This is a genomic window from Psychrobacter sp. KCTC 72983 (genome assembly GCF_014280455.1).
GTDB lineage: Bacteria > Pseudomonadota > Gammaproteobacteria > Pseudomonadales > Moraxellaceae > Psychrobacter > Psychrobacter pacificensis.
Window position 1 is genome coordinate 2,801,999 of sequence record NZ_CP060390.1, and the last position, 24,082, is coordinate 2,826,080.

The 24,082-nt window shown below is 45.6% G+C and carries 16 protein-coding genes and 1 pseudogene; 15 read left to right on the plus strand and 2 right to left on the minus strand.

Annotated features, from left to right (window positions below):
- Positions 1 to 108: 108 nt before the first annotated feature.
- Complete coding sequence (gene ppc, locus PSBA01_RS11975) at positions 109 to 2,895, plus strand: phosphoenolpyruvate carboxylase (RefSeq protein WP_186474497.1); 2,787 nt, start codon at positions 109 to 111, stop codon at positions 2,893 to 2,895.
- A gap of 185 nt (positions 2,896 to 3,080) precedes the next feature.
- Here the strand turns inward: ppc and PSBA01_RS11980 are convergent, their stop codons facing one another.
- The gene (locus tag PSBA01_RS11980) at positions 3,081 to 4,043 is read right to left on the minus strand and encodes a hypothetical protein (protein ID WP_186474498.1); all 963 of its coding nucleotides are present in this window, start codon (positions 4,041 to 4,043) and stop codon (positions 3,081 to 3,083) included.
- A 246-nt stretch (positions 4,044 to 4,289) separates the two neighbouring features.
- Between PSBA01_RS11980 and PSBA01_RS11985 the strand changes: the two genes are divergently transcribed.
- The 11 genes and pseudogenes from PSBA01_RS11985 (at position 4,290) to PSBA01_RS12035 (ending at position 18,752) form a co-directional block, all read left to right on the plus strand.
- Entirely contained in the window at positions 4,290 to 5,303 is a 1,014-nt protein-coding gene (locus tag PSBA01_RS11985; protein WP_186474499.1) for a LysR family transcriptional regulator, read from the plus strand.
- A gap of 316 nt (positions 5,304 to 5,619) precedes the next feature.
- The gene (locus tag PSBA01_RS11990) at positions 5,620 to 6,906 is read left to right on the plus strand and encodes an NRAMP family divalent metal transporter (protein WP_414706379.1); all 1,287 of its coding nucleotides are present in this window, start codon (positions 5,620 to 5,622) and stop codon (positions 6,904 to 6,906) included.
- A 359-nt stretch (positions 6,907 to 7,265) separates the two neighbouring features.
- Entirely contained in the window at positions 7,266 to 8,159 is an 894-nt protein-coding gene (gene prpB / locus PSBA01_RS11995) for a methylisocitrate lyase (RefSeq protein WP_075107124.1), read from the plus strand.
- 61 nt (positions 8,160 to 8,220) lie between these two features.
- Positions 8,221 to 9,348: a bifunctional 2-methylcitrate synthase/citrate synthase gene (prpC, locus tag PSBA01_RS12000; RefSeq protein ID WP_186474500.1), complete on the plus strand. Its 1,128-nt coding sequence runs from the start codon at positions 8,221 to 8,223 to the stop codon at positions 9,346 to 9,348.
- Between the two features lie 303 nt (positions 9,349 to 9,651).
- Entirely contained in the window at positions 9,652 to 12,285 is a 2,634-nt protein-coding gene (gene acnD, locus PSBA01_RS12005) for a Fe/S-dependent 2-methylisocitrate dehydratase AcnD (RefSeq protein ID WP_186475537.1), read from the plus strand.
- Between the two features lie 227 nt (positions 12,286 to 12,512).
- Positions 12,513 to 12,761 (plus strand): annotated as a pseudogene (locus PSBA01_RS12010) (type II toxin-antitoxin system Phd/YefM family antitoxin); the annotation flags it as partial.
- A 113-nt stretch (positions 12,762 to 12,874) separates the two neighbouring features.
- Complete coding sequence (locus tag PSBA01_RS12015) at positions 12,875 to 13,135, plus strand: Txe/YoeB family addiction module toxin (protein ID WP_037025847.1); 261 nt, start codon at positions 12,875 to 12,877, stop codon at positions 13,133 to 13,135.
- Positions 13,136 to 13,281: 146 nt separating this feature from the next.
- Positions 13,282 to 14,469 carry a 2-methylaconitate cis-trans isomerase PrpF gene (gene prpF / locus PSBA01_RS12020; RefSeq protein ID WP_416383522.1) on the plus strand — a complete coding sequence of 396 codons (1,188 nt, stop codon included), beginning with the start codon at positions 13,282 to 13,284 and terminating at the stop codon, positions 14,467 to 14,469.
- A 38-nt stretch (positions 14,470 to 14,507) separates the two neighbouring features.
- Positions 14,508 to 16,361: an ABC transporter ATP-binding protein gene (locus PSBA01_RS12025; RefSeq protein ID WP_186474506.1), complete on the plus strand. Its 1,854-nt coding sequence runs from the start codon at positions 14,508 to 14,510 to the stop codon at positions 16,359 to 16,361.
- Positions 16,362 to 16,431: 70 nt separating this feature from the next.
- Positions 16,432 to 17,058 carry a GNAT family N-acetyltransferase gene (locus tag PSBA01_RS12030; RefSeq protein WP_071001550.1) on the plus strand — a complete coding sequence of 209 codons (627 nt, stop codon included), beginning with the start codon at positions 16,432 to 16,434 and terminating at the stop codon, positions 17,056 to 17,058.
- Between the two features lie 152 nt (positions 17,059 to 17,210).
- The gene (locus PSBA01_RS12035; RefSeq protein WP_093070897.1) at positions 17,211 to 18,752 is read left to right on the plus strand and encodes a bifunctional 2-methylcitrate dehydratase/aconitate hydratase; all 1,542 of its coding nucleotides are present in this window, start codon (positions 17,211 to 17,213) and stop codon (positions 18,750 to 18,752) included.
- Positions 18,753 to 18,813: 61 nt separating this feature from the next.
- Here PSBA01_RS12035 and PSBA01_RS12040 read toward each other — a convergent pair whose 3' ends face one another.
- Positions 18,814 to 19,593, minus strand: coding sequence for an SDR family oxidoreductase (locus PSBA01_RS12040; RefSeq protein ID WP_186474507.1), 780 nt, complete (start codon positions 19,591 to 19,593; stop codon positions 18,814 to 18,816).
- 186 nt (positions 19,594 to 19,779) lie between these two features.
- Here PSBA01_RS12040 and PSBA01_RS12045 point away from each other — a divergent pair, with 186 nt between their 5' ends.
- From PSBA01_RS12045 to PSBA01_RS12055, 3 genes are all read left to right on the plus strand, one after another.
- Positions 19,780 to 21,159, plus strand: coding sequence for a DUF2868 domain-containing protein (locus tag PSBA01_RS12045; protein WP_186474508.1), 1,380 nt, complete (start codon positions 19,780 to 19,782; stop codon positions 21,157 to 21,159).
- 122 nt (positions 21,160 to 21,281) lie between these two features.
- Positions 21,282 to 22,256: a sterol desaturase family protein gene (locus tag PSBA01_RS12050; protein ID WP_186474509.1), complete on the plus strand. Its 975-nt coding sequence runs from the start codon at positions 21,282 to 21,284 to the stop codon at positions 22,254 to 22,256.
- Between the two features lie 125 nt (positions 22,257 to 22,381).
- On the plus strand, positions 22,382 to 24,079 hold the full coding sequence (locus tag PSBA01_RS12055) for a DUF3482 domain-containing protein (RefSeq protein ID WP_186474510.1): 1,698 nt from the start codon (positions 22,382 to 22,384) through the stop codon (positions 24,077 to 24,079).
- Positions 24,080 to 24,082: the final 3 nt, after the last annotated feature.

Consider the following 24,082-nt stretch of genomic DNA (forward strand, 5'->3'; position numbering starts at 1 on the left):
AATTGTAAAAAACGGTAAGGATATCTGTAGAGATAAAAAGTCTATGATAGCCCTAATATTATACTCGTTAACACTGTACTCACTCATTTAATAAGAAGGTTGTTAAGGATGACTTTAGATAATAACGTACTACGTAAACGCACCAGCTTATTGGGTTCATTGCTAGGCGATGCCATTTCTCGCCAATCTGGAGAGCAGACAATAAAGACCATTGAGACCCTGCGTAAAGGTTTCATTCAACAGCGCCGTGAGCCAAATGAGGCACATAAACAGCAGCTTATCGACTTTATTGCGTCTCTGGACAATCAAACTTTAAAAAACGTCATACGCGGCTTTTCTATCTATTTTTTCTTAGCCAATCTCAGCGAAGAAAACTACTTGCGTGAGCAGCGTCATAAGCTGCGTATGCAATCGGAGCAAAGCTGGGAGGGGTCATTTCGCCGTACCTTACTTGAGTGCCGTGAGCGCAATATCGAGCCGGCTCAAATGCAAGAGCTGATTGATCAGCTCAAATTTACGCCTGTATTTACCGCTCATCCTACCGAAGCGCGTCGCCGTACCACAATGAATATCTTACAAAGTCTATTCACGCACAGCGACGCTTTAAACAATGTGTCTGAAAACAGCTTCGCCTACGAGCAAGCCAAAGAGCAAACCGCTCAGACGATTGATCTACTATGGTCATCAGATGAAGTGCGCACGCGCAAGCCATTGGTATATGACGAGATTAACAACGGCCTGCATTACTTTAACGCCAGCTTATTCAATGCCATTCCCAAAGTATATCGTAATATCAAAAAAGCCATTGTTGATATCTATCCAGAGCTGACCGACTATCCACTGCCTGCCTTTATGAGCTTTGGCTCGTGGATTGGCGGTGATAGAGATGGCAATCCTTTTGTGACGTTTGAGACCACAGAGCTTGCCGTGTTGATGCATGCTGATACCGTACTGCGTCACTATCAAGTACTACTCAAAAAACTGCGCCGACAGCTCATTCATAGTGACACTATTGTCACCGTGTCTCCCGACGTATATGCCAAGATCAAAAGTTATGATGAGCTCGATCAGCGTGTATTTGATTACAACCTCGATGATTACGGCAACGAGCCATACCGCCGTCTGCTTTCTTTAATACTCACTAAGGTCAATGCCACCAATCGCCGCATTCAAAGCAAAGGGACTGACATCGAGGCTGAAAAAGACGCATACGCCAATCCAGAAGAGCTGCTAGAGGACTTACGTATTATCCGCCAAAGTGTCGCTACTCACGACAAGGCGCATGCAGATGGGTTGTTGCTCGATGTGATTCGCCTGGTAAAAACTTGCGGCTTTCATTTGGCGGCGCTCGATATCCGTCAAGAGTCGTCTTATCATGGTGAAGTGATTGCAGATATCTTTGCGAGTGCTTCCAACCTGCCTGATTATCAAACGCTAAGCGAAACCGAACGTCAAGAGTGGCTCACACGCTTGTTAGAAAAACCGGGTACGCCGCTCATCTATACTGATAACCTAACAGACAAAACGCGTGAGCAATTGTCATTGATGAATTCGGTCGCCACCTTACGCAAATTGGTGGGACAGGCGACTTTTGGCAGCTATGTTATCTCAATGACGAACAATGCCAGCCAGCTACTAGAAGTGTTGCTGTTAATGCGATTTGCAGGCTTATGTACGATTGATGCTGACGGTCAATTGTCTGCTGATCTACCTGTCGCACCGTTGTTCGAAACCATCGAAGATCTTAAAAACATCGATAAAATCTTGCCTGCTGTGTTAGACAATCCACTATATCGCGGATTGCTACAGAATACAGATAATACGCAAGAGATCATGCTAGGTTATTCGGACTCATCAAAAGATGGCGGTATCATCACCTCGGCTTGGCAGCTGTATAGTGCGCAGCAAACCATTAATAGTATTGCTGAGCAATATGGTATAAAAACACGGTTATTCCATGGTCGCGGCGGTTCGGTGAGTCGCGGCGGCGGATCAACGCACAAAGCCATTGCGGCACAGCCGGCTGGCACGTTACATGGTCAGATTAAAGTGACCGAACAAGGCGAAGTGCTTTATGCCAAATATGCCAATACGGATACTGCCGTGTTTGAGCTGACCATGGCAATCACGGGTACACTCAAAGCCTGCTCGACAAGATTTGTCGTGCAACCGACTGAGTTACCAGAGTATGAAGCCTTGTTTGCACGGTTAGCAGAAGCAGGCGAACAACGTTATCGAGAGCTGACCGATCATACGGAAGGGTTTTATAAATTCTACTCACAAGTGACCCCAGTACAAGAAATCTCCTTACTGAACATTGGCTCACGTCCTGCCCATCGCAAAAAAGGCTTGCCAAGTAAAACCACATTGCGAGCGATTCCTTGGGTATTTGGCTGGTCGTTAGCACGCTTTACCCTACCTGCTTGGTATGGCGTTGGTAGTGCTCTGCACAGTGTCAGAGACAACGAGATTTTGATGAAAGAGATGAATGCGCGCTGGCCATTTTTTAGTGTCTTTATCAGTAATATCGAGATGGCTTTTACCAAATCTGAGATGAATATTGCACAAGCATATAGCCAGTTGTGTGATGACGAGGCGCTACGCGAACAGATCATGAGTGAGGTGCTCGATGAGCATGAGCTGACTTCTTCCGGTCTGAATTCTTTGCTAGATCAAGAAACGCTTTTATCTGGTCAGCGAAACCTTGCAGCATCTCTGCAGTGGCGAGACGCTTATCTAGACCCGATTAACTATATACAGATTGAGCTGTTGAAGCGTGCTAGACAACAAAATGAAGATACGACAGATAACCATAAAGATGGCGATCTCAATGTAGAAGACCCATTGATCCGTAGTATTAACGCACTGGCAGCGGGTTTACGTAATACGGGGTAAGAGACGATACGACTGACCAACCAACGAGAATATTCTGATAGATTGCTACTGTCATAGTTATTTTAGTGTGCTTGCCAGCACGATGGTGATAAAAAAAATGTACGGTCGCCCATTATTTTTCCGTGGCACGGTACAAGGTACTATATGCCTCTGCTGTAATTAAAATGCGCCTAAACCTAACTATTCTAATCGTTAGTCTCACGATACAACGTGGTTTGTGACTCTTGCCTAAAGTCTTCATAGGTAATGGCAGCCTCACTCTCTGGAGCTGGAGAGGGTTCTATAGGCTCAACTTCAGCTGCTGGCACGTTTTGTTCGCTATTGTCTGCATTAATCGATTGTACTGACACTAACGGCTCCTCGACCGTATTGGCGTCATTAGGTAATGGATCGTCATCGCTATTCACTACAGGTTCGGCGCCGACCACTGGCGTGCTAGTGGTCGACGCAGGCGTTGTCCCATTTAAGCCACTATCATTGCTAACAGTAGTATCAGAAATAGAAATCGATAAAAATCCTGTAAAAATAAGGGTAAGTACGACGATAGCAATGAGTAGTGAACCAAAAATCATACCAATAATGAGAGGTTTTTTACTACTGACCACTTTTTTTTGTGGTTTTATAGCATCCCTATGATCTGGTTCCAATGGGTTGGATTTAGTATCTAAAGGGTCATCGATCGTTGTGTTAGATAAAGGCGTCGCTTGATCGAGAACGACAGAAGATGGCTTTTTTTCTTCATTATTCTTACTTAAATCACTATTTAAGTTATGGTCAACACCAGCATAATTATCCATTCGTGTATCTGACACCTTGTTTTGTGTCGATGCATTTTGACCTGAAAAATCAAAAGTAGCGTTTGTTGTGCCGATGTCGGCAAACTCTAATCTTGGCTCTTTATCGTTATTTTCATCTTCGAATAGTTGCAACTCTTCTACGCTTAGAGGCTCAAAAGCAGGTAACTTACTTGCCGTTTTTAAGGATGTTGAATCATCATTATCATTTTGGGTATCATTTTCAGCGCTTTGGACTCGACTGATAAAACGTTCGTAAATATTGTTTTTGACACGCTTACGCGATTTTTTATGAACGAGTTGAGACAACTCTTTGTCAAAATCAGTACCGATGTCTTTTTTTTCGTCGTTCATAAAATAAAACCAAGCCAGTTTATGCTACTGACAGTAAATGACTGATAAAATGAAGTTGTGATTTTTATTGCTCAAATGTAACAGCATCACTAGTCCCCAATATAGTTGCTCACACCCCTATCTTCAAGCACAATTTATTTTAGGTCGCTAATATTTGCACAGCTTGTCTTAAGTTAAGTAGTGAGGTAGAAGCTTATTAAAAACGGCTTGTATAGAGACAACATATACCATAACAGGCTTAATAACATGGATTTAAAACAGCTCAATGCATTTATTGCTGTCGCGAATTTGCGCAGCTTTAGTGCAGCCGCAGAAAAGACAGGACTGTCACAGCCAAGTTTGAGCCGCCTGCTGAAACAGCTTGAGACCGATATGGATGTCGTGCTTATCGATCGTTACCACAGGCCATTACATCTGACTGAAGCGGGCGAATTTTTTTACGATAAGATAAGCACCATACTGACAGAAATCGAGACCGTCACGAGTATGACCCAGCGTTTATCAGCGCCAAGTAGTGCGCTAAACATTGGCTTTGTGCCGTCAGTATTATATGGGTTACTCCCTGAAATCATCGCCATGCTCAAGCAGTCCAATTCTGATATAGAGGTCAACCTCAAAGATATCAGCTCTTATCAGCAAATGGAGGCACTCAAATCTGGTGAGATTGATATCGGTTTTGGGCGTTTTGCCCATCAAGATCCATGGATTCAACAAATATTACTGCGTCATGAGCGCTACGTGGTGGCCTTACCAAAGTCGCATCCTCTTGCCCATGTAAAGGAGCAGCGATTGATAGATTTGGCAAATAATCGCTTGATTTTATACCATCAAACGCATTTGCCGATTGCCACCACACTACCGACATCAGAGTCCATCAAAGCAAAGCAGGAAGCCAATACAAAAACCAGGCGTGTCATCAATGAAAAATCTGCACTTAGCGAGCCGATTACGGAGCCGTTGTTACATTTGTTTGCACAATACGGTATCTCACCCTTTATGACTACCACGGTGAGTGACTTGCAAGTAGCTCTAGGCTTAGTCGCTGCGGGCGAAGGTATCACGCTTGTACCTGCCAGCTTAACCACAGTACGTACAGAACAAATCAGCTATCAGCGTTTGGTACACGAAAACGTCACCTCTCCTATTTATTTGCATACTCTCAAAGACTTTGTGCATCCAAGTATCTCTGAGTTATTGAATGCTATCTATCAGGTCTATGAAGAAAGAGGCATCACCTACCGGCGACAAAAATTTGTGTAACGTCCTTAAATGACCAGATATTGCGTGGATATTGTGTTATAAAGAAACGCCAAAAATAATCTGCCTTAATACTTGATATTATCAGATTAATATGCTAACCAAAAAGAATGGCAATGCAAACAAATAGTAATAACTATCACTGTTAATAAATAGAATAATCATTCTCCTGAATCGTATTGGTGTGCTAAAGTCGATACAAGATTAATCGTTTTATAAAAAAGCACGTATAAACATGTCTAAAGCGGTTGTCTAGTGATCACTGGCAAACTGACACAGGTAAGTGATGTTTTGCCGTTTTAACCATTTCGAGGTATTCATGTCCACACAACCACTCAACAACCCAAGTACCACTGACGATATCGTTACTGAGCAACAAGAAGGCTTTAGTTGGCGTATTTTTGGTCCAGGTATTTTGATGGCGACCGCTGCAATCGGTGGCTCGCATCTGATTTCATCAACGCAGGCTGGCGCTATCTACGGCTGGCAGTTGGCGATTATGATTGTTTTAGCCAACGTATTTAAATATCCGTTTTTTCGCTTTGCAACTGATTATGTTTACGATACGGGCGAGAGCTTGATTGCAGGCTACGCCAAGCGCTCAAAGGTGTATCTTTGGGTATATTTTATTCTCTCTATCTTATCAGCGGTCATCAGTACGGGTGCGGTCTCGCTAATTGCAGCGGTGATTTTAGGCTTTATGCTACCCGCCTCTCTTGAGTTATCGACGATGGTGCTGTCTATGATCATCGTAGCCGTCTCTTGGTTCTTTTTGATAGCCGGTCATTATAAATTGCTCGATGGCGTGACTAAATGGATTATGATTGCTTTGACGGCAGCTACCGTTGCCGCAGTCATGATTGCCGCTGGCAAGCCCACGGTTATGGCAGCAGATTTTATTGCTGTGTCTCCTTGGAACCTAGCGACACTCGGTTTCATCGTCGCACTCATGGGCTGGATGCCAGCGCCGCTTGAGTTTGCCGCGATTACTTCTATGTGGACCTCTGCCAAAGTCAAAACCGATCACACCACGCACAAGCAAGGCTTGCTCGACTTTAATGTCGGTTATACCGTTTCAGCGATTCTAGCCTTGTTTTTCTTGTCACTTGGTGTGTTTGTCCAGTATGGTTCAGGACAAGAGATTGAGTTGGTCGGCGGTGCTTATATCAACCAGTTAATCAATATGTATACGGCAACTATCGGTGAATGGTCACGATTGCTGGTAGCGTTCGTCGCCTTCATGTGTATGTTTGGCACCACGATTACTTGTGCCGACGGCTATGGCCGTGCCAATGCTGAGTGCTGGCGTTTGCTAAAAGGCGAAAGCGAAATCAATAAAAAGCAAATCGCTTTTTGGACGACATACGCTATCGGTGGCGGGCTTGTGATTATTACGTTCTTCACGGGACAATTGGGCGCGATGCTTAAGTTTGCCATGATATCCGCGTTTGTCTCTGCGCCTATCTTTGGTTGGTTAAACTACTCATTGGTTAAGAAACATAAAAAACTGTCCGCAGGTATGAACGCTCTGTCTATCGCAGGCTTGATATTCTTGGCAGGATTTGCCTTATTGTTCTTAGCCAATTTGGCAGGTTTATTTGCTTAAACTTAGTCTTTTTTAAGCTCATGATAAATGAAGCCCTAATAGCTCAGCTGTTAGGGCTTTTTGGTAGGAACAGGACAATTTATAGAGCAATATGCCTATTGTAATTGTAACTAAATGTAAATTATAACGCCTCTTAATATTTGAATATTTGGGTAATATGAATACTTATCATAGCGAAGTATTGAAAAATACATAATGCTATTTGTTTTATGAATAATATTAAATTAACTACAATTAACCATTAAATATAATAAACAATAATCTACAAGCTAACCTTTGCAGACGTGGATAATTGAGTATAATCAGTGACAACAATAAGATTATTTTCTATCCATACAAGCTCATGAAAGGATACTCACATGACCTCACTCTCAGCAGGTGCACGCTTTCGCAGTGCGCTTAAACAAAAAAATGATAATAACCAGCCACTACAAATTGCAGGCGCGATCAATGCCTACACCGCGATGATGGCGACCCAAGTCGGTCACCAAGCGCTGTATCTCTCTGGTGGCGGTGTGGCAAACGCGTCATTTGGTTTGCCTGACTTGGGCATGACCAGCCTTGATAACGTGCTAGAAGACGCGCGCCGTATTACGGATGCAGTCGATACCCCGCTACTTGTCGATATTGATACCGGCTTTGGCGGTGCGTTTAATATTGCTCAAACCATCAGAAAAATGGAAAAGGCAGGCGTGGCAGCCGTCCATATCGAAGACCAAGTCGCGCAAAAGCGCTGTGGTCACCGTCCTAACAAAGAAATCGTCAGTATCTCAGAAATGGTTGATCGCCTAAAGGCGGCATTGGATGCGAAAACGGACTCTGATTTTGTGGTGATGGCTCGTACCGATGCGTTATCAGTTGAGGGCTTAGACGCTGCTGTTGAACGTGCCGTTGCCTTTGCCGAAGCTGGTGCAGACATGATCTTTGCAGAAGCGCTCACCGATATTGAGATGTATCGTAAATTTACCGATGTACTCGACATTCCCGTCCTCGCCAACATGACCGAGTTTGGTCAGACCGATCTGTATACCACTGACCAGCTGTACGGTGTGGGCGTCGATATGGTGCTGTACCCACTATCCGCTTTCCGCGCCATGAATAAGGCCGCACTGAATGTCTATCAACATCTATTAGATGACGGCACGCAAGAAAAAGTCGTCGATACCATGCAGACGCGCATGGAGCTTTATGATTTCTTAAACTATCACGAGTTTGAGCAAACCTTAGACAAGCTGTTTGCAGATAATAAATAACCATAATAAGCAGTATTTTCACTTAACAATATAAAAAGCTACCCACAAAAGGAATGTAGACATGGCAGCACAGAAAGAACTTTCAGGCGCAGGACTTCGCGGACAAGTCGCTGGCAAGACAGCATTATCGACCGTTGGCAAATCGGGCTCTGGTCTGACCTATCGCGGCTATGATGTATCAGAGCTGGCGGATAAGTGCATCTTTGAAGAAGTCGCGTATTTACTGCTATACGGTAATTTACCTACGCAAAATGAGCTTGATGCCTATCAAGCTAAGCTCAAAAGCCTGCGCGGCCTACCACAAGCATTAAAAGACGTGCTTGAACGTATTCCAAGCGATGCGCATCCAATGGATGTACTGCGCACGGGCTGCTCAATGCTGGGCAACCTTGAGAGCGAAACGGATTTCGCTCAGCAAAACGATAAAACTGATCGTATGCTTGCCGCATTCCCCTCAATCATCAACTACTGGTACCGCTTTAGCCATGATAACGTGCGTATCGAGACTGAGACGGATGATGCGACCATCGGCGGTCATTTCTTGCATCTGCTCAAAGGCGAAAAACCAAACGAGCTACACGAAAAAGTCATGAACGTGTCGCTTATCTTGTATGCAGAGCATGAGTTCAACGCCTCAACCTTTACTGCGCGTGTCTGTGCGTCGACTTTGTCTGACATCCATTCTTGTATCACTGGCGCAATCGGTTCACTACGTGGTCCATTGCATGGCGGCGCGAATGAAGCGGCGATGGATATGATTGAGGGCTTTAGCTCAGCTGATGAAGCCGAGACAAAGATGATGGCCATGCTAGCACGTAAAAACAAAATCATGGGCTTTGGTCATGCCATCTATAGCGAATCAGATCCACGTAACGTCGTCATCAAAGGTTGGTCTGAAAAACTGGCCGCTGATGTTGGTGACGAGGTGCTCTACCCTGTGTCTGTGCGTGTTGAAGACGTGATGTGGCGCGAGAAAAAACTGTTTGCGAATGCTGATTTTTTCCATGCATCAGCCTATCACTTTATGGGTATCCCGACCAAACTCTTCACGCCAATATTTGTCTGCTCACGCTTGACTGGCTGGGCCGCTCACGTGTTTGAGCAACGTGCCAACAACCGTATCATTCGCCCAAGTGCCGAATATACGGGTGAAGAGCTGCGTCCTGTACCAGATATGAGCGCGCGTTAAGTTGATTTCTTTTAAGTAGCTATTGTTACGTACTTATTATCAGCTAGCGGCAGTGCTAGCTGATACAGGTATGTCGATTGAGCCTAGCTATGATATTTTTAGGTTTGATCGTCATACGCTATTTTTTTTATAGATCATGCCATCTTAACTTTCAATATCGATTCTTTAGCAAAGCCTGCAATAATGGACGATGATGATGATTTTGCTAAAGGAATGAATTTTTATCTAATATCGACGTTTAACTACTTATCAAAATTAGACAACAGCCAAAGGTGACTTATGGACAACGCCCTCGTACAACCCATGAACGATGAATTCAAAAAACCACTTCCTGATACTGACCTTTACTACTTTGACACTCGCGAAGCTGTCGAGCGCATCGAAGCAGGTGCTTATGACAAGCTACCATTTTGCTCAAAAGTATTGTGTGAAAACCTTGTGCGCCGTTGCCCACCTGAGGATTTAACGGCAGCACTAAAGCAGCATATCGAAGGCAAGCAAGATCTTGATTTTCCTTGGTACCCTGCCCGCGTCGTTTGTCACGATATCTTGGGTCAGACGGCCTTTGTTGATTTGGCAGGCTTGCGTGATGCCATTGCTGAGCAAGGCGGTGATCCGTCCAAGGTAAACCCTATCGTGCCCACTCAGCTTATCGTTGACCATTCATTGGCGGTTGAGCACGCAGGCTTTGAAGAAGACGCCTTTGAGAAAAACCGTGCGATTGAAGAGCGCCGTAACGATGACCGCTTTCACTTCATCAACTGGTGCCAGTATGCCTTTGACAATGTCAACGTCGTACCGCCTGGTAACGGCATCATGCACCAGATCAACCTAGAGAAAATGTCACCTGTCGTACAGGTCGTACACAATAAAGCGGGTGAAGAAGTCGCATTCGCTGATACGTTGGTTGGTACGGATAGTCACACGCCGATGGTCGATGCCCTAGGTGTGATCTCAATCGGTGTGGGCGGTCTAGAAGCCGAAAGCGTCATGCTAGGCAACCCCTCTTATATGCGCCTGCCTGATTACGTTGGGGTCAAATTAACAGGCAAACTGCAAAAAGGCATTACTGGTACGGATCTCGTACTGGCGATGACGGAGTTCTTACGCGACGCAGGTGTGGTCTCTACCTATATTGAATTCTTTGGTGACGGTGCACGCCAGCTAAGTGTTGGTGACCGCGCCTCTATCTCCAATATGACGCCTGAATATGGCGCCACTGCTGCGATGTTCTATATCGATGAGCAAACCATTGACTATCTGCGTCTGACGGGTCGTTCTGAGGAACAGATTAAACTGGTTGAGCAGTATGCTAAGCAAACGGGTCTATGGGCTGATGGCATGGAAAAAGCCGAATATGCACGCGTCCTTGAGTTTGATTTGTCATCAGTCGGTCGTAACATGGCAGGCCCGTCGCGTCCCCATGCGCGTGTATCTACTGATGATTTGGTGGCCAAAGGCATCGCCCACGCGCCTGATCAAAAACTCCCTGAACCAAAAGATGGTCTCATGCCAGATGGCGCAGTGATTATCGCGGCGATTACCAGCTGTACCAATACCTCAAACCCTCGCAACATGGTAGCTGCAGGTCTTGTCGCCCGTAACGCGAATGCCAAAGGACTATTGCGTAAACCGTGGGTTAAGTCCTCACTCGCACCCGGCTCAAAAACGGTCAAAATGTATTTAGAAGAAGCAGGTCTAATGCCAGAGCTACAGGAAATCGGTTTTGATGTAGTAGGCTTTGCCTGTACGACGTGTAACGGTATGAGCGGTGCACTTGACCCTGACATCGAGCAAGAAATCATCGACAATGATTTGTTCACCACGGCAGTGCTATCTGGTAACCGTAACTTTGACGGTCGTATCCATCCGTATGCCAAGCAAGCATTTTTAGCATCGCCGCCACTGGTTATCGCTTATGCCATCGCTGGTAACATCCGTTTTGATATTGAAAAAGACTCGTTGGGTAAAGACCAAGACGGCAATGATGTCTATCTAAAAGACATCTGGTTTGATGACGAAGAAGTGGATGCCATTGTTGCTTCTGCTGTTAAGCCTGAGCAGTTTAATGCCGTATATATCCCCATGTTTGATGAGGCCAAAAAAGACACAGGCAAAGCGTTAAGCCCATTGTACGACTGGCGTGAAATGACCACGTATATTCGCCGTCCGCCGTATTGGGAAGGTCAAATGGCAGCGATGAACAAACTAAAAGGTATGCGTCCGCTTGCCGTATTAGGTGATAACATCACCACCGATCATATGTCACCATCAAATGCTATTCTTGGTACGTCAGCAGCTGGCGAGTATTTGGACACTATGGGCTTGCCTGCCGAAGACTATAACTCATATGCGACCCATCGCGGCGACCATTTAACCGCGCAACGTGCCACCTTTGCCAACCCTAAACTATTGAACGAGATGGTACGCGATGAAGATGGTGAAGTTATCCAAGGCTCACTGGCGCGTGTTGAGCCAGAAGGTCAAGTCATGCGTATGTGGGAGGCGATTGAAACCTACATGAACCGTGAGCAGCCGCTGATCATCATCGCAGGTGATGGCTATGGTCAAGGCTCAAGCCGTGACTGGGCGGCCAAAGGCGTCCGTCTCGCTGGTGTGGAAGCCGTTGTCGCTGAAGACTTTGAGCGTATTCATCGTCAAAACTTAGTGGGCATGGGCGCGCTGCCGCTACAGTTCGAGGAAGGCGTGACTCGTCATACGCTAAATATCGATGGCACGGAAACCTTTGATGTCACAGGTGAAGTCTCGGCTGGCGGGTTGATGACTCTAGTAATCCATCGTACCGATGGTAGTACCACTGAGACGCCTATTATCTGCCGCTTAGATACGGCTGATGAAGTAAAAATGTACAACGCTGGCGGTATGCTACAACGCTTTGCTAAAGAGTTTATCGAAGGTACGCTTGATATCGTCTAGGGCTATACTGTAGGTTTTAGTGTGATAAGCAATAAAGAATAAAAGTTGCCGATGTTGTATAACCTTATATGACGTCGGCTTTTATTTGCTTTTGCGTTCTATACACTGAGTTTGTTACTTACTCCTAAGTACTAGATAGCAGCTAAATATTGAGTTTACTTAACCAATGGCGTAATATGTACCATATATTGTACAAGTAATGAAGCGTATTATGAAAGGAGTAAACCATGAGAGTCGTTAGTTTTTCAGAAGCCAGAAAGCATCTAAAATCTGTCCTAGATACGGTAAACGATGATGCCAATGCCACTATCGTAACCCGCCGTGACGCTGATGATGCCGTTGTGATGTCACTTGATTACTACAATAGCCTGATGGAAACCGTCTATCTGCTAAAATCCCCTGCCAATGCGGCGCACTTAGCGGACTCTATTGCCCAATATAAAGCTGGCAAGACTGTCACGCGTGAGTTAATTGATACGGCAGAAAATAGTGATAGAAGTGACGGTCGCAGCGATAACAATGAGCACACGGATAGCGATATTGAGAGTGCTTGAACTCAAAGGCTTTAATCAATCCAAAGGGTCTAACAATGAGTGAGCAATTAGCATGGACAGACGCTGCGTGGAAAGACTACCTGTACTGGCAAACGCAAGACAAAAAAACACTCAAGCGTATTAATAAACTTATCACTGAATGTAAGCGTAATCCGTTTGAAGGAATTGGTAAACCTGAACCTTTAAAAGAAAACCTATCTGGATTTTGGTCAAGACGCATCGATGACGCCAATCGATTGGTATATGCCGTCGATGATAATTATCTGACGATTATCTCTTGTCGTTATCATTATTAATGAGCGTTCTTAGTCGTTCGTGTTTACTTGCTGATGACGCCATACCCAATCTTATAACAATATAAAAAGGACTCAATACAGTGACCCAAACCAACTCTCAATCAAAAGCTTCTTTCGCTCCGCAAATCTCCGTCCCTGCCACCTATATGCGTGGCGGTACCTCAAAGGGTACGTTTTTTAAATTATCTGATTTACCTGAGCGTTGCCAAGTTGCTGGCGAGTCACGTGATAAGTTTTTGCTGCGCGTCGTCGGTAGCCCTGATCCTTACGGTAAGCAGATCGATGGCTTAGGCAATGGCAGCTCTAGCACATCAAAAGCCGTTATTTTATCGGCCTCTGACAGACCAGATCACGACGTGAACTATCTGTTTGGACAAGTTAATATCGCAAAGCCCATGATTGATTGGGCGGGTAACTGTGGTAACTTAACTGCAGCCGTCGGTGCCTGTGCCATTAATATGGGTCTAGTTGATGCCGACAAAATTGCTAATAGTATCGATGACAATGCTAAAAGCGGGATTTGTGAAGTGCGTATCTGGCAAGAAAATATTGGTAAAACCATTATTGCCCATGTGCCAGTCTATAAAGATGCAAATGACAAAGTACAGGTTCAAGAGACAGGTGATTTTGAATTAGACGGTGTCACCTTCCCAGCAGCTGAAGTCAAAATTGAGTTTATCGATCCGGTTGATGCCACCAGCGACATGTTCCCGACGGGCAATTTGGTCGATGATTTCGATGTATCAGGCTGCGGTCTAAATGCTGATAGCATCAAAGCCACCTTCATTAGTGCAGGTATCCCAACCATCTTTATAAACGCAGAAGATTTGGGCTTTACGGGTACTGAGCTACAAGGCGACATTAATAGTGATAGTGAGCTACTTACCAAGCTTGAAAAAATCCGTGCCACAGGCGGCGTGGCGATGGGATTATTTAAAGATGTGAGCGAGGCGCAAACCAGCCAGCATATTCCCAAACTCGCTTGGGTTGGTAACGCACAGAGCTATACCGCCTCTAGTGGTAAATCGGTCGATGCAGAAGAGATTGATTTGGTCGTACGTGCCATGAGTATGGGGCAATTGCATCACGCCATGATGGGGACAGCAGCAGTCGCTATTGCCGCTGCCGCAACCACGCAAGGCACGCTTGTTAACAAAGCTGCTGGTGGTGGCGAGCTGACAGAGGTACGTTTTGGTCATCCATCAGGGACGCTACTGGTCGGCGGTAAAACCGAACAAGTCGAAGGCCGCTGGCAAGCCAAAAAAGTGTCGATGAGTCGTTCAGCAAGGCGTATCATGGTTGGTGAAGTTTTTGTGCCTGCGGATGCGTTTTAAGCGTAGCCATGGCTTATTTCAATTTGCAATAAGGTTTTATGCCAATATCTCCCCAACCTCGCCGCGCACAGTTAGACAAAAAACCGCCAGTCGAGAAAAAAGAACGGCGGGCGCTGCTGTGGAATATCCTCAAAAAACTGGCGGTATTTGCTAAGCCTTATCGCTTGCTTATTACCGCCACCTTAGCGCTGACTGCTCTAGGCTCCTTTACCGCGCAAGTTAATGCCTTTGTACTACGTTATGCCGTTGATACCTTGACCGAAATCGCTACCCTCGCTGAACCTTGGGAAGCTGGCGTGCGCATGCTGACCATTATCAGTGCGGTACTCTTAACCAAAGAGATATTATCGATATTCATCTCGTTTGGGCAACGCTTCTTCGGCGAAAAGATTCGTATCAATCTATCACGTGATTTATCGCAAAAAATCATTGAGCGCATCTTGACCTATCGGATGGCATTTTATACCAGTAGCGAAAACGACAGCGGCAAGTTGCAAACCCGTATTGATTATGGCGTCAGCAGCTTAACCAGTTTGGTGCAAAACTTCTTTATCGATATGCTACCGCTGTTTGCCAATGCAATCGTGGCGCTTATCATCATGTTTTCGACCAATTTTTGGATAGGCTTGGTCGGTCTTATTATCATTCCCATTTACTTTTTTATCAGCCAAAAACAAGCCAAGCGCCTACAAGGGTTTCGTCGGCAGATGCGCGGCTATAGAGAAGCCAAAAGCGGTTTGGTAATATCTTTGATCAATTCGATCAGCGTGGTGAAATCCTTTGTCCGTGAGTCGATAGAAGCAGAAAAGCACTTAGCCATTCAAAAGGAAATGACCGATAATCAGCTGCGTATTCGCAGTATTGGTTTTGTTTATGATGCCATCAAAACCTTTATCGAGCAGATTGGTGTGGTGGTTATCATCTTGCTCACCGCTTATTTTGTCCTACAAGGTGAGATGACCATTGGTATGATTTTGTTTCATGTCATGCTGTTTCAAAATGTCGCCGCCCCTATCCGTCAATTACACCGCATCTACGACCAGATAAATAATGCATTGACCTATGCCGAAGGTTTTTTTGATATTTTAGAAGATGACAGCCAAGTCGAGAGCATCGCTGGTATTAGTAGCGACAACCTAAAAGGTCATATCGAGCTTAAACATGTCGACTTTACTTATCCGAATGGGACGCAAGCGCTCAAAGACGTCAGCTTTACCATCAAGCCCAACCGTATCACGGCGCTGGTTGGCCTCTCTGGCGCTGGCAAGAGCACGATTATCAATCTATTGGTCAAGTTCTATGCGCCAGACGCTGGCACGATCTGCCTAGACGGGCATGATTTGGCTGACTGTGATACTCATGACTTACGTCAGAATATCGGTCTGGTATTACAAAGTAATCATATCTTCTCAGGCACTATTAGTGAAAACATCCGTTATGGCAATATGAATGCGACTATGGATGACATTATAGTTGCAGCCAGAAAGGCTTCGATTCATGAGCAAGTGATGCAATTAGCAGACGGTTACGAGAGTACGGCCAAATCGCTATCAGGTGGGCAGCAGCAGCGTATCGCGCTGGCAAGGATGTTTTTAAAAGATCCACCGATTGTGTTTTTGGACGAGCCGACCGCCAGTCTCGATGCTATCGCCAGTCAGCAAGTCAAAAAAAGCCTTGATCTGATCAAAAAAGATCGTACCGTTATTATGGTTTCGCACAATATTGCTCAGATTATCGACGCCGATGATCTGGTAGTCATAGAAAATGGCGAAGTGGTTGAGACAGGCACACACGAGGCGCTCTATGCCCAACGCGGCAAATACTTTGAGATATTTAGTGCCATGTCTGATAGCTTAAATTTAGACAAAATCAGTCAGACCCTAAAGGGTTAGGAATGGTTAATGACTGCCTAAATCGTTATAATGCCCTATTTTACCGCCTATTGCCAGAAGCTTGCCCATTATGAATTGTGAATTTTCTATCAAAACCTTTGATGAGCTGACCTCAGTTGACCTTTACCATATCCTAAAAGCACGCTCACAAGTGTTCGTCGTCGAACAAAACTGTGCCTATCAAGATATGGATGAAGTCGATTTTGATTGCTTACACTTGATTGCTCATCAAAACGCAGCGTTAGTGGGCTATTGCCGCATTGTCCCGCCTGAATTCAATAAATTAAAATCCAATCTATCGGTCGCCGACCCTACGATCAAGACCAACCACACTGCCATGCCTGCCATCGGTAGAGTGCTCGTACTGTCCGAGCACAGAGGTGACGGCCTAGCGCGGCAAATAATGACGCAAGCTATTGCTCATTGCCGCAAAAAGTACGGTAAAAAACGCCCGATTATTATCTCGGCACAGGCCTACCTGCTTAGTTTTTATGAGTCTTTGGGTTTTGTACCTGAAGGTGAGCATTATCTTGAAGATAATATTGAGCATGTGAAGATGGTGCTATACGTTGCTAAGAAAAACAAAGTAAGAAAAGAAAGTGTGGATACTGCGTCAACCACGACCAAAGTTTTAAGCTTCCTGCTGTTTATTATAGCAGCGCTGTTTATTTTAGGTCTGCTCTATTTGATGATTTAAACGGCCTGCAAAGTTTTACTTCTTAACACGATTCAGTCTGGTTGTTCCATATTGAGTATGCTACTTTTGAATGATAACCGCTTTAAAGGGATGACTGCGAGCATGGGTCAACAAAGCGAAAAGTTAGCACACTCAAGGAAGAGGAAACAACCATGTCAAATACCCATTCAGATACAGCCCATTCAAATACAAATGAGGCAACGGTAGAGAGCAATATCCGTCCAGAATATGACGATGAAATCCAAAAAATCGCCGATTATGTGCTCAATTATTCCATAGATAACGAGTCACCAAGCCCCACTGATGCATGGCGTACTGCTCGCCACTGTCTCATGGATACCATCGGCTGCGGACTACTGGCACTGCGCTTCCCTGAGTGTACCAAGCACTTGGGGCCTGATTGCCCTGATCAAATAACGCCGCATGGCGCTCGCGTCCCTGGCACATCCTATAGACTAGACCCCATCAAAGCCGCTTTTGACATCGGCTGTATGGTACGCTGGCTTGACTATAATGATACGTGGCTCGCTGCTGAGTGGGGTCATCCGTCTGATAACTTGGGCGGCATCTTGGCGGTCACCGACTATATCAGTCAAAAAAACATCAGCCAAGGGCAAGCACCTCTGACCATGAAAGCCGTGCTCGAGGCGATGATCATGGCGCATGAAATTCAAGGCGTCATGGCACTCGAAAACTCATTCAACCGCGTGGGTCTTGATCATGTGTTTTTGGTCAAATTAGCCTCAACTGCGGTCGTCGCCAAACTATATCAGCTGCCACGCGAGCGCATCATGGCCGCCATCTCACAAGCCATTGTCGATGGTCAGGCACTGCGCACCTATCGTCATGCACCCAACGCGGGCAGCCGAAAATCATGGGCGGCAGGTGATGCAACCAGCCGCGCGGTTCGGCTGGTAGATATCACTGCACGTGGTGAAATGGGTATCCCTGGCGCACTAACCGCACCGCAATGGGGGTTTTATGATGTGCTGTTTAGCCATACCAATAAGGATCTTGCGACCAAACCCGAAGACGAGCGTCGATTTACCTTTCAGCGTGACTTTGGCAGTTATGTGATGGAGAATATCTTATTTAAAATCAGCTTTCCCGCTGAATTTCATGCGCAGACTGCTTGTGAAGCGGCGGTTATTTTGCACCCACATGTGAGAGGTCGAATTGATGAGATCGAAAAAATTGTTCTAACCACGCATGATTCAGCAATTCGCATCATCTCAAAAGAGGGCGCGCTTGCTAACCCAGCTGATCGGGATCACTGCTTACAATATATGGTGGCTGTTCCCTTATTGACAGGCGATCTGATGGCGGAGAACTATGAAGATGACTATCATGAAGAGCATTTATCAATCGATGAGCTACGCGAAAAAATGGTGGTAGAAGAAGACGCACAGTATTCAAAAGATTACCATGACCCCAGTAAGCGCTCTATTGCTAATGCCATTCAAATATTCTTCAAAGATGGTAGTAGCACAGAAAAAGTCGCCATCGAGTATCCTATCGGTCATAAACGCCGCCGTGCCGAGGGCATTCCTATACTTGAGGCAAAGTTCCGAGCCAGTCTGGCCACCCGCTTTATCGACAGTCGTTGTCAGCAAATCATTGAGCTGTGTAACGATCAAGAAAAATTGGAGCAAACGCCAGTGAATGAGTTTATGGACTTATTTATGGCTTATTAGGGTTTTAACAGGATAACCACCCTAAACCACCCTATCATTTGTATCATTACCAAGATATTGACTACCAAGGTATCGACTCTCCTGCCCAATCGACAAAACTGCCTGATTGGGCAGCCGTCATCCCTGATAGCACTTCCAATAAACACTCGGCGCTATACGCTGGCGAGAATAGATGTCCTTCAGCGACATTGCCTTGAAACGGCGCAGACAGTTGGGTATTCACGGTTCCCGGTTGCATAACGACTACGCACACCTCTTTGAGTGATCGGCCCCATTCGATACTCAAGTTTTTCATCCCCATATTGAGCGCCGCCTTGCTCATTCTATAACTATACCAACCGCCTAGCTGATTGTCCGTGATACTACCGACACGAGCTGATATGGTCGCAAAAATCGCAGGATGGCTAGCGCTGCGTTCAGCTTTGGCGAGCAACGGTTTGATATGCTTGGCTATCAGCAAGCTTGCTAGTGCATTGATTTGCATGTTCTGTAAAAAGAACTCCGTTTCAATCTGCCTCAAGGCCTTTTCTGGCTGCGCCGTCTTGGTATGGAGTAATCCCACGCAGTTGATTACCCAATCGACATGACCCACGGTCTGCTTGATGGTGTCGGCCGCTTTTTGGATACTGTCTTCATCACTGATATTCATCGGTATCCAGTGTAGATTGTCTGCTTCAAAGTTCGGCTCACTGCGATGATAAGTGGCGAATACTTGTGTACTATGTCTTTTAGCAGATGCGCCGTCAGTTTGATCGGCAGCTGACTCTTGTACCAGCTGCTTGACCATGGCCTGACCGATACCGCCTGTGCCACCGATGATCAGATAGGTTTTATTATTCATCTAGAAGCGTCCTGTTTTACAAACCTTGATAGTTTCATTTTGGCTGATTTTACGAGTGTTTGCTATGATAAAAATAATAGACATTATTCTCAGTCTATATACGCTACAATACTTTTTAGCGATTAAACCCACATTTTTTGCTTTCCATTACTTATATTGACGTTCTTATACGGATATCAGCGCCTTATGCTATCACCCCAAGACCAACTGACCGAGCTGGTACGTGCCTTAGAGACCGATCAGCACGTCTTTGCCACTGACCCGTTACTGATCACAGAAAAGCTACAGAGCGAGGATGGCACACCTATCCAAAAGCTGCATCGACGGGCCTCACGCATCGATAGCAATGGGGCGCTTGCGCGGGTACTAGGTAAGATTGATGGTCGCATAAAAGGCATCATGATCGTTATGAGCGTGGTGTGGTGCATCTCGGGATTTTTGGGTCTGTTCACGCTATTGCAGTCCAATGTGGTGAACTTCTTTTATGTCTTGGTTTGCTTGCTTGGTTTTCATACTATTATGCTTGGTGGCTGGCTGGTGATGACACTCATCAATCGAGACCAGCAAGCGCCCAGTTGGTTTGCCAGTTTTGTTAGTCCAAGTTACCTCATACGCGGTAAAGACGATGTGACCAAGGCGGCCGTCGATCTGTATGAGCGCCAATTACAGCATAGCGGTATGCGCTGGTATTTGGGACGGTTTAGCCATCAGTTATGGCTTGCGACGTTGACCGGTATGCTGCTTGCGATTATATTTTTATTGATCGTACGTCAGTATAGCTTTAGCTGGGAGTCGACCCTACTCTCTGATCAGGCGCTGGTGAGCTTAACGCAAATACTCGGCTGGCTACCAGGCATGGTTGGTTTTGATGTGCCAGATAGTACAGCGATTGCGCAAAGCAGGTTGGTCACAGAAGCGATGCCATTGTCTGTGGCGCGGCAGTGGGCAGGATTGCTAGTCGGTAGCTTGCTGATGTACGGTATTGTCCCGCGTGCGATAGCGTGGGTATTTTGTGCTTTGATGTTCCGCCGCAAAAAAATGCGCTTGGATATCAAGCAACCGTATTATCAAAAGATCATAAATTTTTGGCAGCGTCAGGTGGTTGATGCAGATGACTTTACGGAAGCACCCGCACCTGTCGCGCCCAAAGCGGCGGTAAGTGCAGGCAAGAAACTGGTCGCCTTGCTTGAATATCCTTCAAATCAGGATAAATGGTGGCAGTCAGGGTTGACTAATGACCGTCATGATTTTTCAGAATCAAGTGAGATTGAGAATTTTGGTATCGTTGATGATCGTGAGGATATGGCACGGCTAAAAAACTACTTAGACGAGCACCCTGTGCAAGTCCTATTAGGTATCCATAGCAAAGCGCTGCCTGACCGCGGTACGCTACGCAAACTTGATCAAATCGCCGCTCATGCAAAAGATGGTCTTATTGTACAGCTGCTTAGTGATGCTGATTTGACACATGAGGATGAACCAGTGGATAAGCAAGCTGTACGCTATCAGCAGTGGCAAACAGCGCTCTCTGCGCGAAAAATTGGCTTGGTAGATATTGATTCTTAAAGTTTTTGAATGCGATACTTAATAAAAATTATTTTTATAAAAAGGACAAAATAAATCAGTAATATAGAAAAACGGTTATCTCTTGGGTAACAAGGATGTTTTATAGTGGCTAGGAGCCAAATATGTCAACAGACAACACCCTCTTAACATCAGGTGAGTATGGTCAGATATTGGATAATTACAAAGAGGCGTTAAACCAAAGTATCTTAACCGCTGCACCAGAGTCATGGCAGCCAATGCTGGCAAGTATCTTACCTGCTCACTGGCAAGAATGGCTGTTACCGCTGGCTGGTGGCCCATTTCTCTTATTGTTTTTGGCAGAGTGGTTTTATCAGTCTAAGCGTGGGAAAAGTGAAAGCTTTAGCTGGCGCCGTGCGATGACCAATTTTAGCTTGGGCGGCTCTTATCTCGGGTTTGAATTGATTGTCCAAGCAATTATTGTGCTGCCTATTTGCCTGTGGCTATATCAATACCGACTGTTCACTATTGAGGTGACATGGCTGACAGCCATACCCATATTTGTCGCGGTTGAGTTCAGCTATTACTGGTTTCACCGTGCCTCACACCGCATGAATTGGTTTTGGTCAGCGCATGTTGTGCACCATTCAGATGATAAGATGAACCTATCCACTGCCATGCGCCAAAGCCTGCTGTACTCGGTGACAGGTTGGTGGTTATTTTTCGTCCCATTAATGCTGCTGGGTGTGCATCCTGTCTGGGTGTTTTTCTTTTATGCGTTAGATTTGATTTATCAGTTCTTTATCCATACCGAGACGGTGGGAAAATTTCCAAAATGGGTTGAGTATATCTTTGACACCCCATCCAACCACCGCGCCCATCATGGTACTAATGACGAATATATTGACCAAAATTATGGCGGCGTTCTTATTATTTTTGATCGCTGGTTTGGCACTTATGTAGAAGAAGATACCGTCAATAATCCCGTCAAATATGGGGCTGTTGGTGAGACCAGTCACGATAATATTATTGGTCTGATATTTGGGGTGTTTTACCGAATGTGGCAGCGGTTTTTTCGTGCCAAGGGCATTAAGAAAAAAATTAAGGTACTGCTGCGCCCACCTACAGCAATCTCATAGCGTATCATGGATACATAAAATACAGTTTACGATATGGACACTACGCATCCAGAACCAACATACCACCAAATTTGTATTACAATAAATGGCTAAATTTCGATCTTCAATAACAATAAGACGCGACTATGAATAATGACAATAAAAAAGAAAATTACGAGCATCACACGCCTACAGGTCTTTTTGCAGACAAGGCGTTGCCCAGCGACTCAAATAATAACGCCAAGACCTCGCATTCGACAGTGTCAAAAACGGCCGCCCAGTCTAGGGTAACTCATGATAATCAATCCATATCAACTGAATCAGTACCGCCAGCTACAACCACAAATGTGACAAAAAAAACCATCGCCAGTGGTGAGGCGCTAAAATTGGCGGTCGTGGGACACACCAATACCGGTAAGACCTCCATATTGCGCACGTTACTGCGTGATGTCTATTTTGGTGAAGTCAAAAATGAAGCGGCGACCACGCGTCACGTCGAGCAAGCAAGTCTGACAGACAGTCAAACGGGTGAGGTGCTGGTAGCACTATACGACACACCAGGCCTAGAGGACGCTTCAGGGCTGATGGATTGGCTAGAATACAATACGGCCAGTCGCCGTGATGGTATTGAGCGTTTGCAGCAGTTTTTGGCATCAGATATCGCTCAAGGTGCAGATAGCAGTGTTCTAGACAGCTATGATTATAGCCAAGAAGCAAAAGTGATTCGTCAGCTGCTGGCAAGTGATATGGCCATCTATGTGGTAGATGCTCGTGAGCCAGTATTGGGCAAGTATAAAGATGAGCTAGCGATTTTATCGTGGGCAGCCATTCCGGTGATGCCTGTCTTTAACTTTACCGACAGTCAGAATGCCAATATTGATGATTGGCAAACCATGCTGGCTAGACGCAATCTACATATCTCCACACGTTTTGATTCCGTTGCTTTTGAATTTGAAGATGAGATGCATCTTTGGCAAAACCTCGCCACCATGCTCACTCATTCTGAGATGCTTGAGCAATTGATGCAGCGCCGGACTGAAGATTGGGCGCAGTTGTATGATGAGGCCAATATTATTATTGCTGACTTTTTATTGAATGTCGCTTCTTTTGTACGCGAGATCAATGAAGATGACGACCCGATGCCTGTATTAGAACAAATGCAAGAAGCGGTGAGGCAAAGTGAGCGTGCAATGCAGCACAATTTACTTAACCTCTATAAGTTTTATGACAATGCCGTTGCAGCAACCCCGCTTGAATTGCAAGCCTATCAGCAAGACCCATTTGATCCTGAGTTACTCAAGAGCTATGGTATCCGTACCACTTCTGGCGCAGCAGCGGGCGCGCTGTTAGGGTTGGGTATTGATGCAGCAGCGCTAGGTACGACATTGGGCTTGGGTGCAGCGATAGGTGGTATCGCAGGCGGGTTACTATCTAACACCAGTAGTATTGCCGATAGGATCACTGGGGTAAAACGCTTATATATCGATCCTGCGACGTTGACATTGCTAGCAACGCGAGCGATCGACTTACTCACTGCCCTACGCCATCGCGGTCATGCTGCGACTGATGCCACCCAGCTATTATACAAAGGCGAGAAAAGCAGCCTTGAGACATCGTCAGATGATGGTAGTTACCACAATGATAGCAACAGCAATACTAATGAAGATAGCAACCCGATTACCGTATGGCCTGCGAATAAATTACCTAGTGAGCTAAAAAAGGCTCGCGGCAAACCGCAATGGTCATCGCTTAGCAGTGGTAATTCTGAACAGGCGCAGCTGCTGCGCGCAGATATGGCATGGTCGCTATCGGGTAAGCTGCAATCGTACAAGCGTGAGTCGTAGTCA

Bases quoted from the DNA above. Each gene is read 5' to 3' on its own strand.
- ppc (WP_186474497.1), top strand. From the start codon at position 109: ATGACTTTAGATAATAACGTACTACGTAAACGCACCAGCTTATTGGGT.
- PSBA01_RS11980 (WP_186474498.1), bottom strand. From the start codon at position 4,043: ATGAACGACGAAAAAAAAGACATCGGTACTGATTTTGACAAAGAGTTG.
- PSBA01_RS11985 (WP_186474499.1), top strand. From the start codon at position 4,290: ATGGATTTAAAACAGCTCAATGCATTTATTGCTGTCGCGAATTTGCGC.
- PSBA01_RS11990 (WP_414706379.1), top strand. From the start codon at position 5,620: ATGTCCACACAACCACTCAACAACCCAAGTACCACTGACGATATCGTT.
- prpB (WP_075107124.1), top strand. From the start codon at position 7,266: ATGACCTCACTCTCAGCAGGTGCACGCTTTCGCAGTGCGCTTAAACAA.
- prpC (WP_186474500.1), top strand. From the start codon at position 8,221: ATGGCAGCACAGAAAGAACTTTCAGGCGCAGGACTTCGCGGACAAGTC.
- acnD (WP_186475537.1), top strand. From the start codon at position 9,652: ATGAACGATGAATTCAAAAAACCACTTCCTGATACTGACCTTTACTAC.
- PSBA01_RS12015 (WP_037025847.1), top strand. From the start codon at position 12,875: ATGAGTGAGCAATTAGCATGGACAGACGCTGCGTGGAAAGACTACCTG.
- prpF (WP_416383522.1), top strand. From the start codon at position 13,282: ATGCGTGGCGGTACCTCAAAGGGTACGTTTTTTAAATTATCTGATTTA.
- PSBA01_RS12025 (WP_186474506.1), top strand. From the start codon at position 14,508: ATGCCAATATCTCCCCAACCTCGCCGCGCACAGTTAGACAAAAAACCG.
- PSBA01_RS12030 (WP_071001550.1), top strand. From the start codon at position 16,432: ATGAATTGTGAATTTTCTATCAAAACCTTTGATGAGCTGACCTCAGTT.
- PSBA01_RS12035 (WP_093070897.1), top strand. From the start codon at position 17,211: ATGTCAAATACCCATTCAGATACAGCCCATTCAAATACAAATGAGGCA.
- PSBA01_RS12040 (WP_186474507.1), bottom strand. From the start codon at position 19,593: ATGAATAATAAAACCTATCTGATCATCGGTGGCACAGGCGGTATCGGT.
- PSBA01_RS12045 (WP_186474508.1), top strand. From the start codon at position 19,780: ATGCTATCACCCCAAGACCAACTGACCGAGCTGGTACGTGCCTTAGAG.
- PSBA01_RS12050 (WP_186474509.1), top strand. From the start codon at position 21,282: ATGTCAACAGACAACACCCTCTTAACATCAGGTGAGTATGGTCAGATA.
- PSBA01_RS12055 (WP_186474510.1), top strand. From the start codon at position 22,382: ATGAATAATGACAATAAAAAAGAAAATTACGAGCATCACACGCCTACA.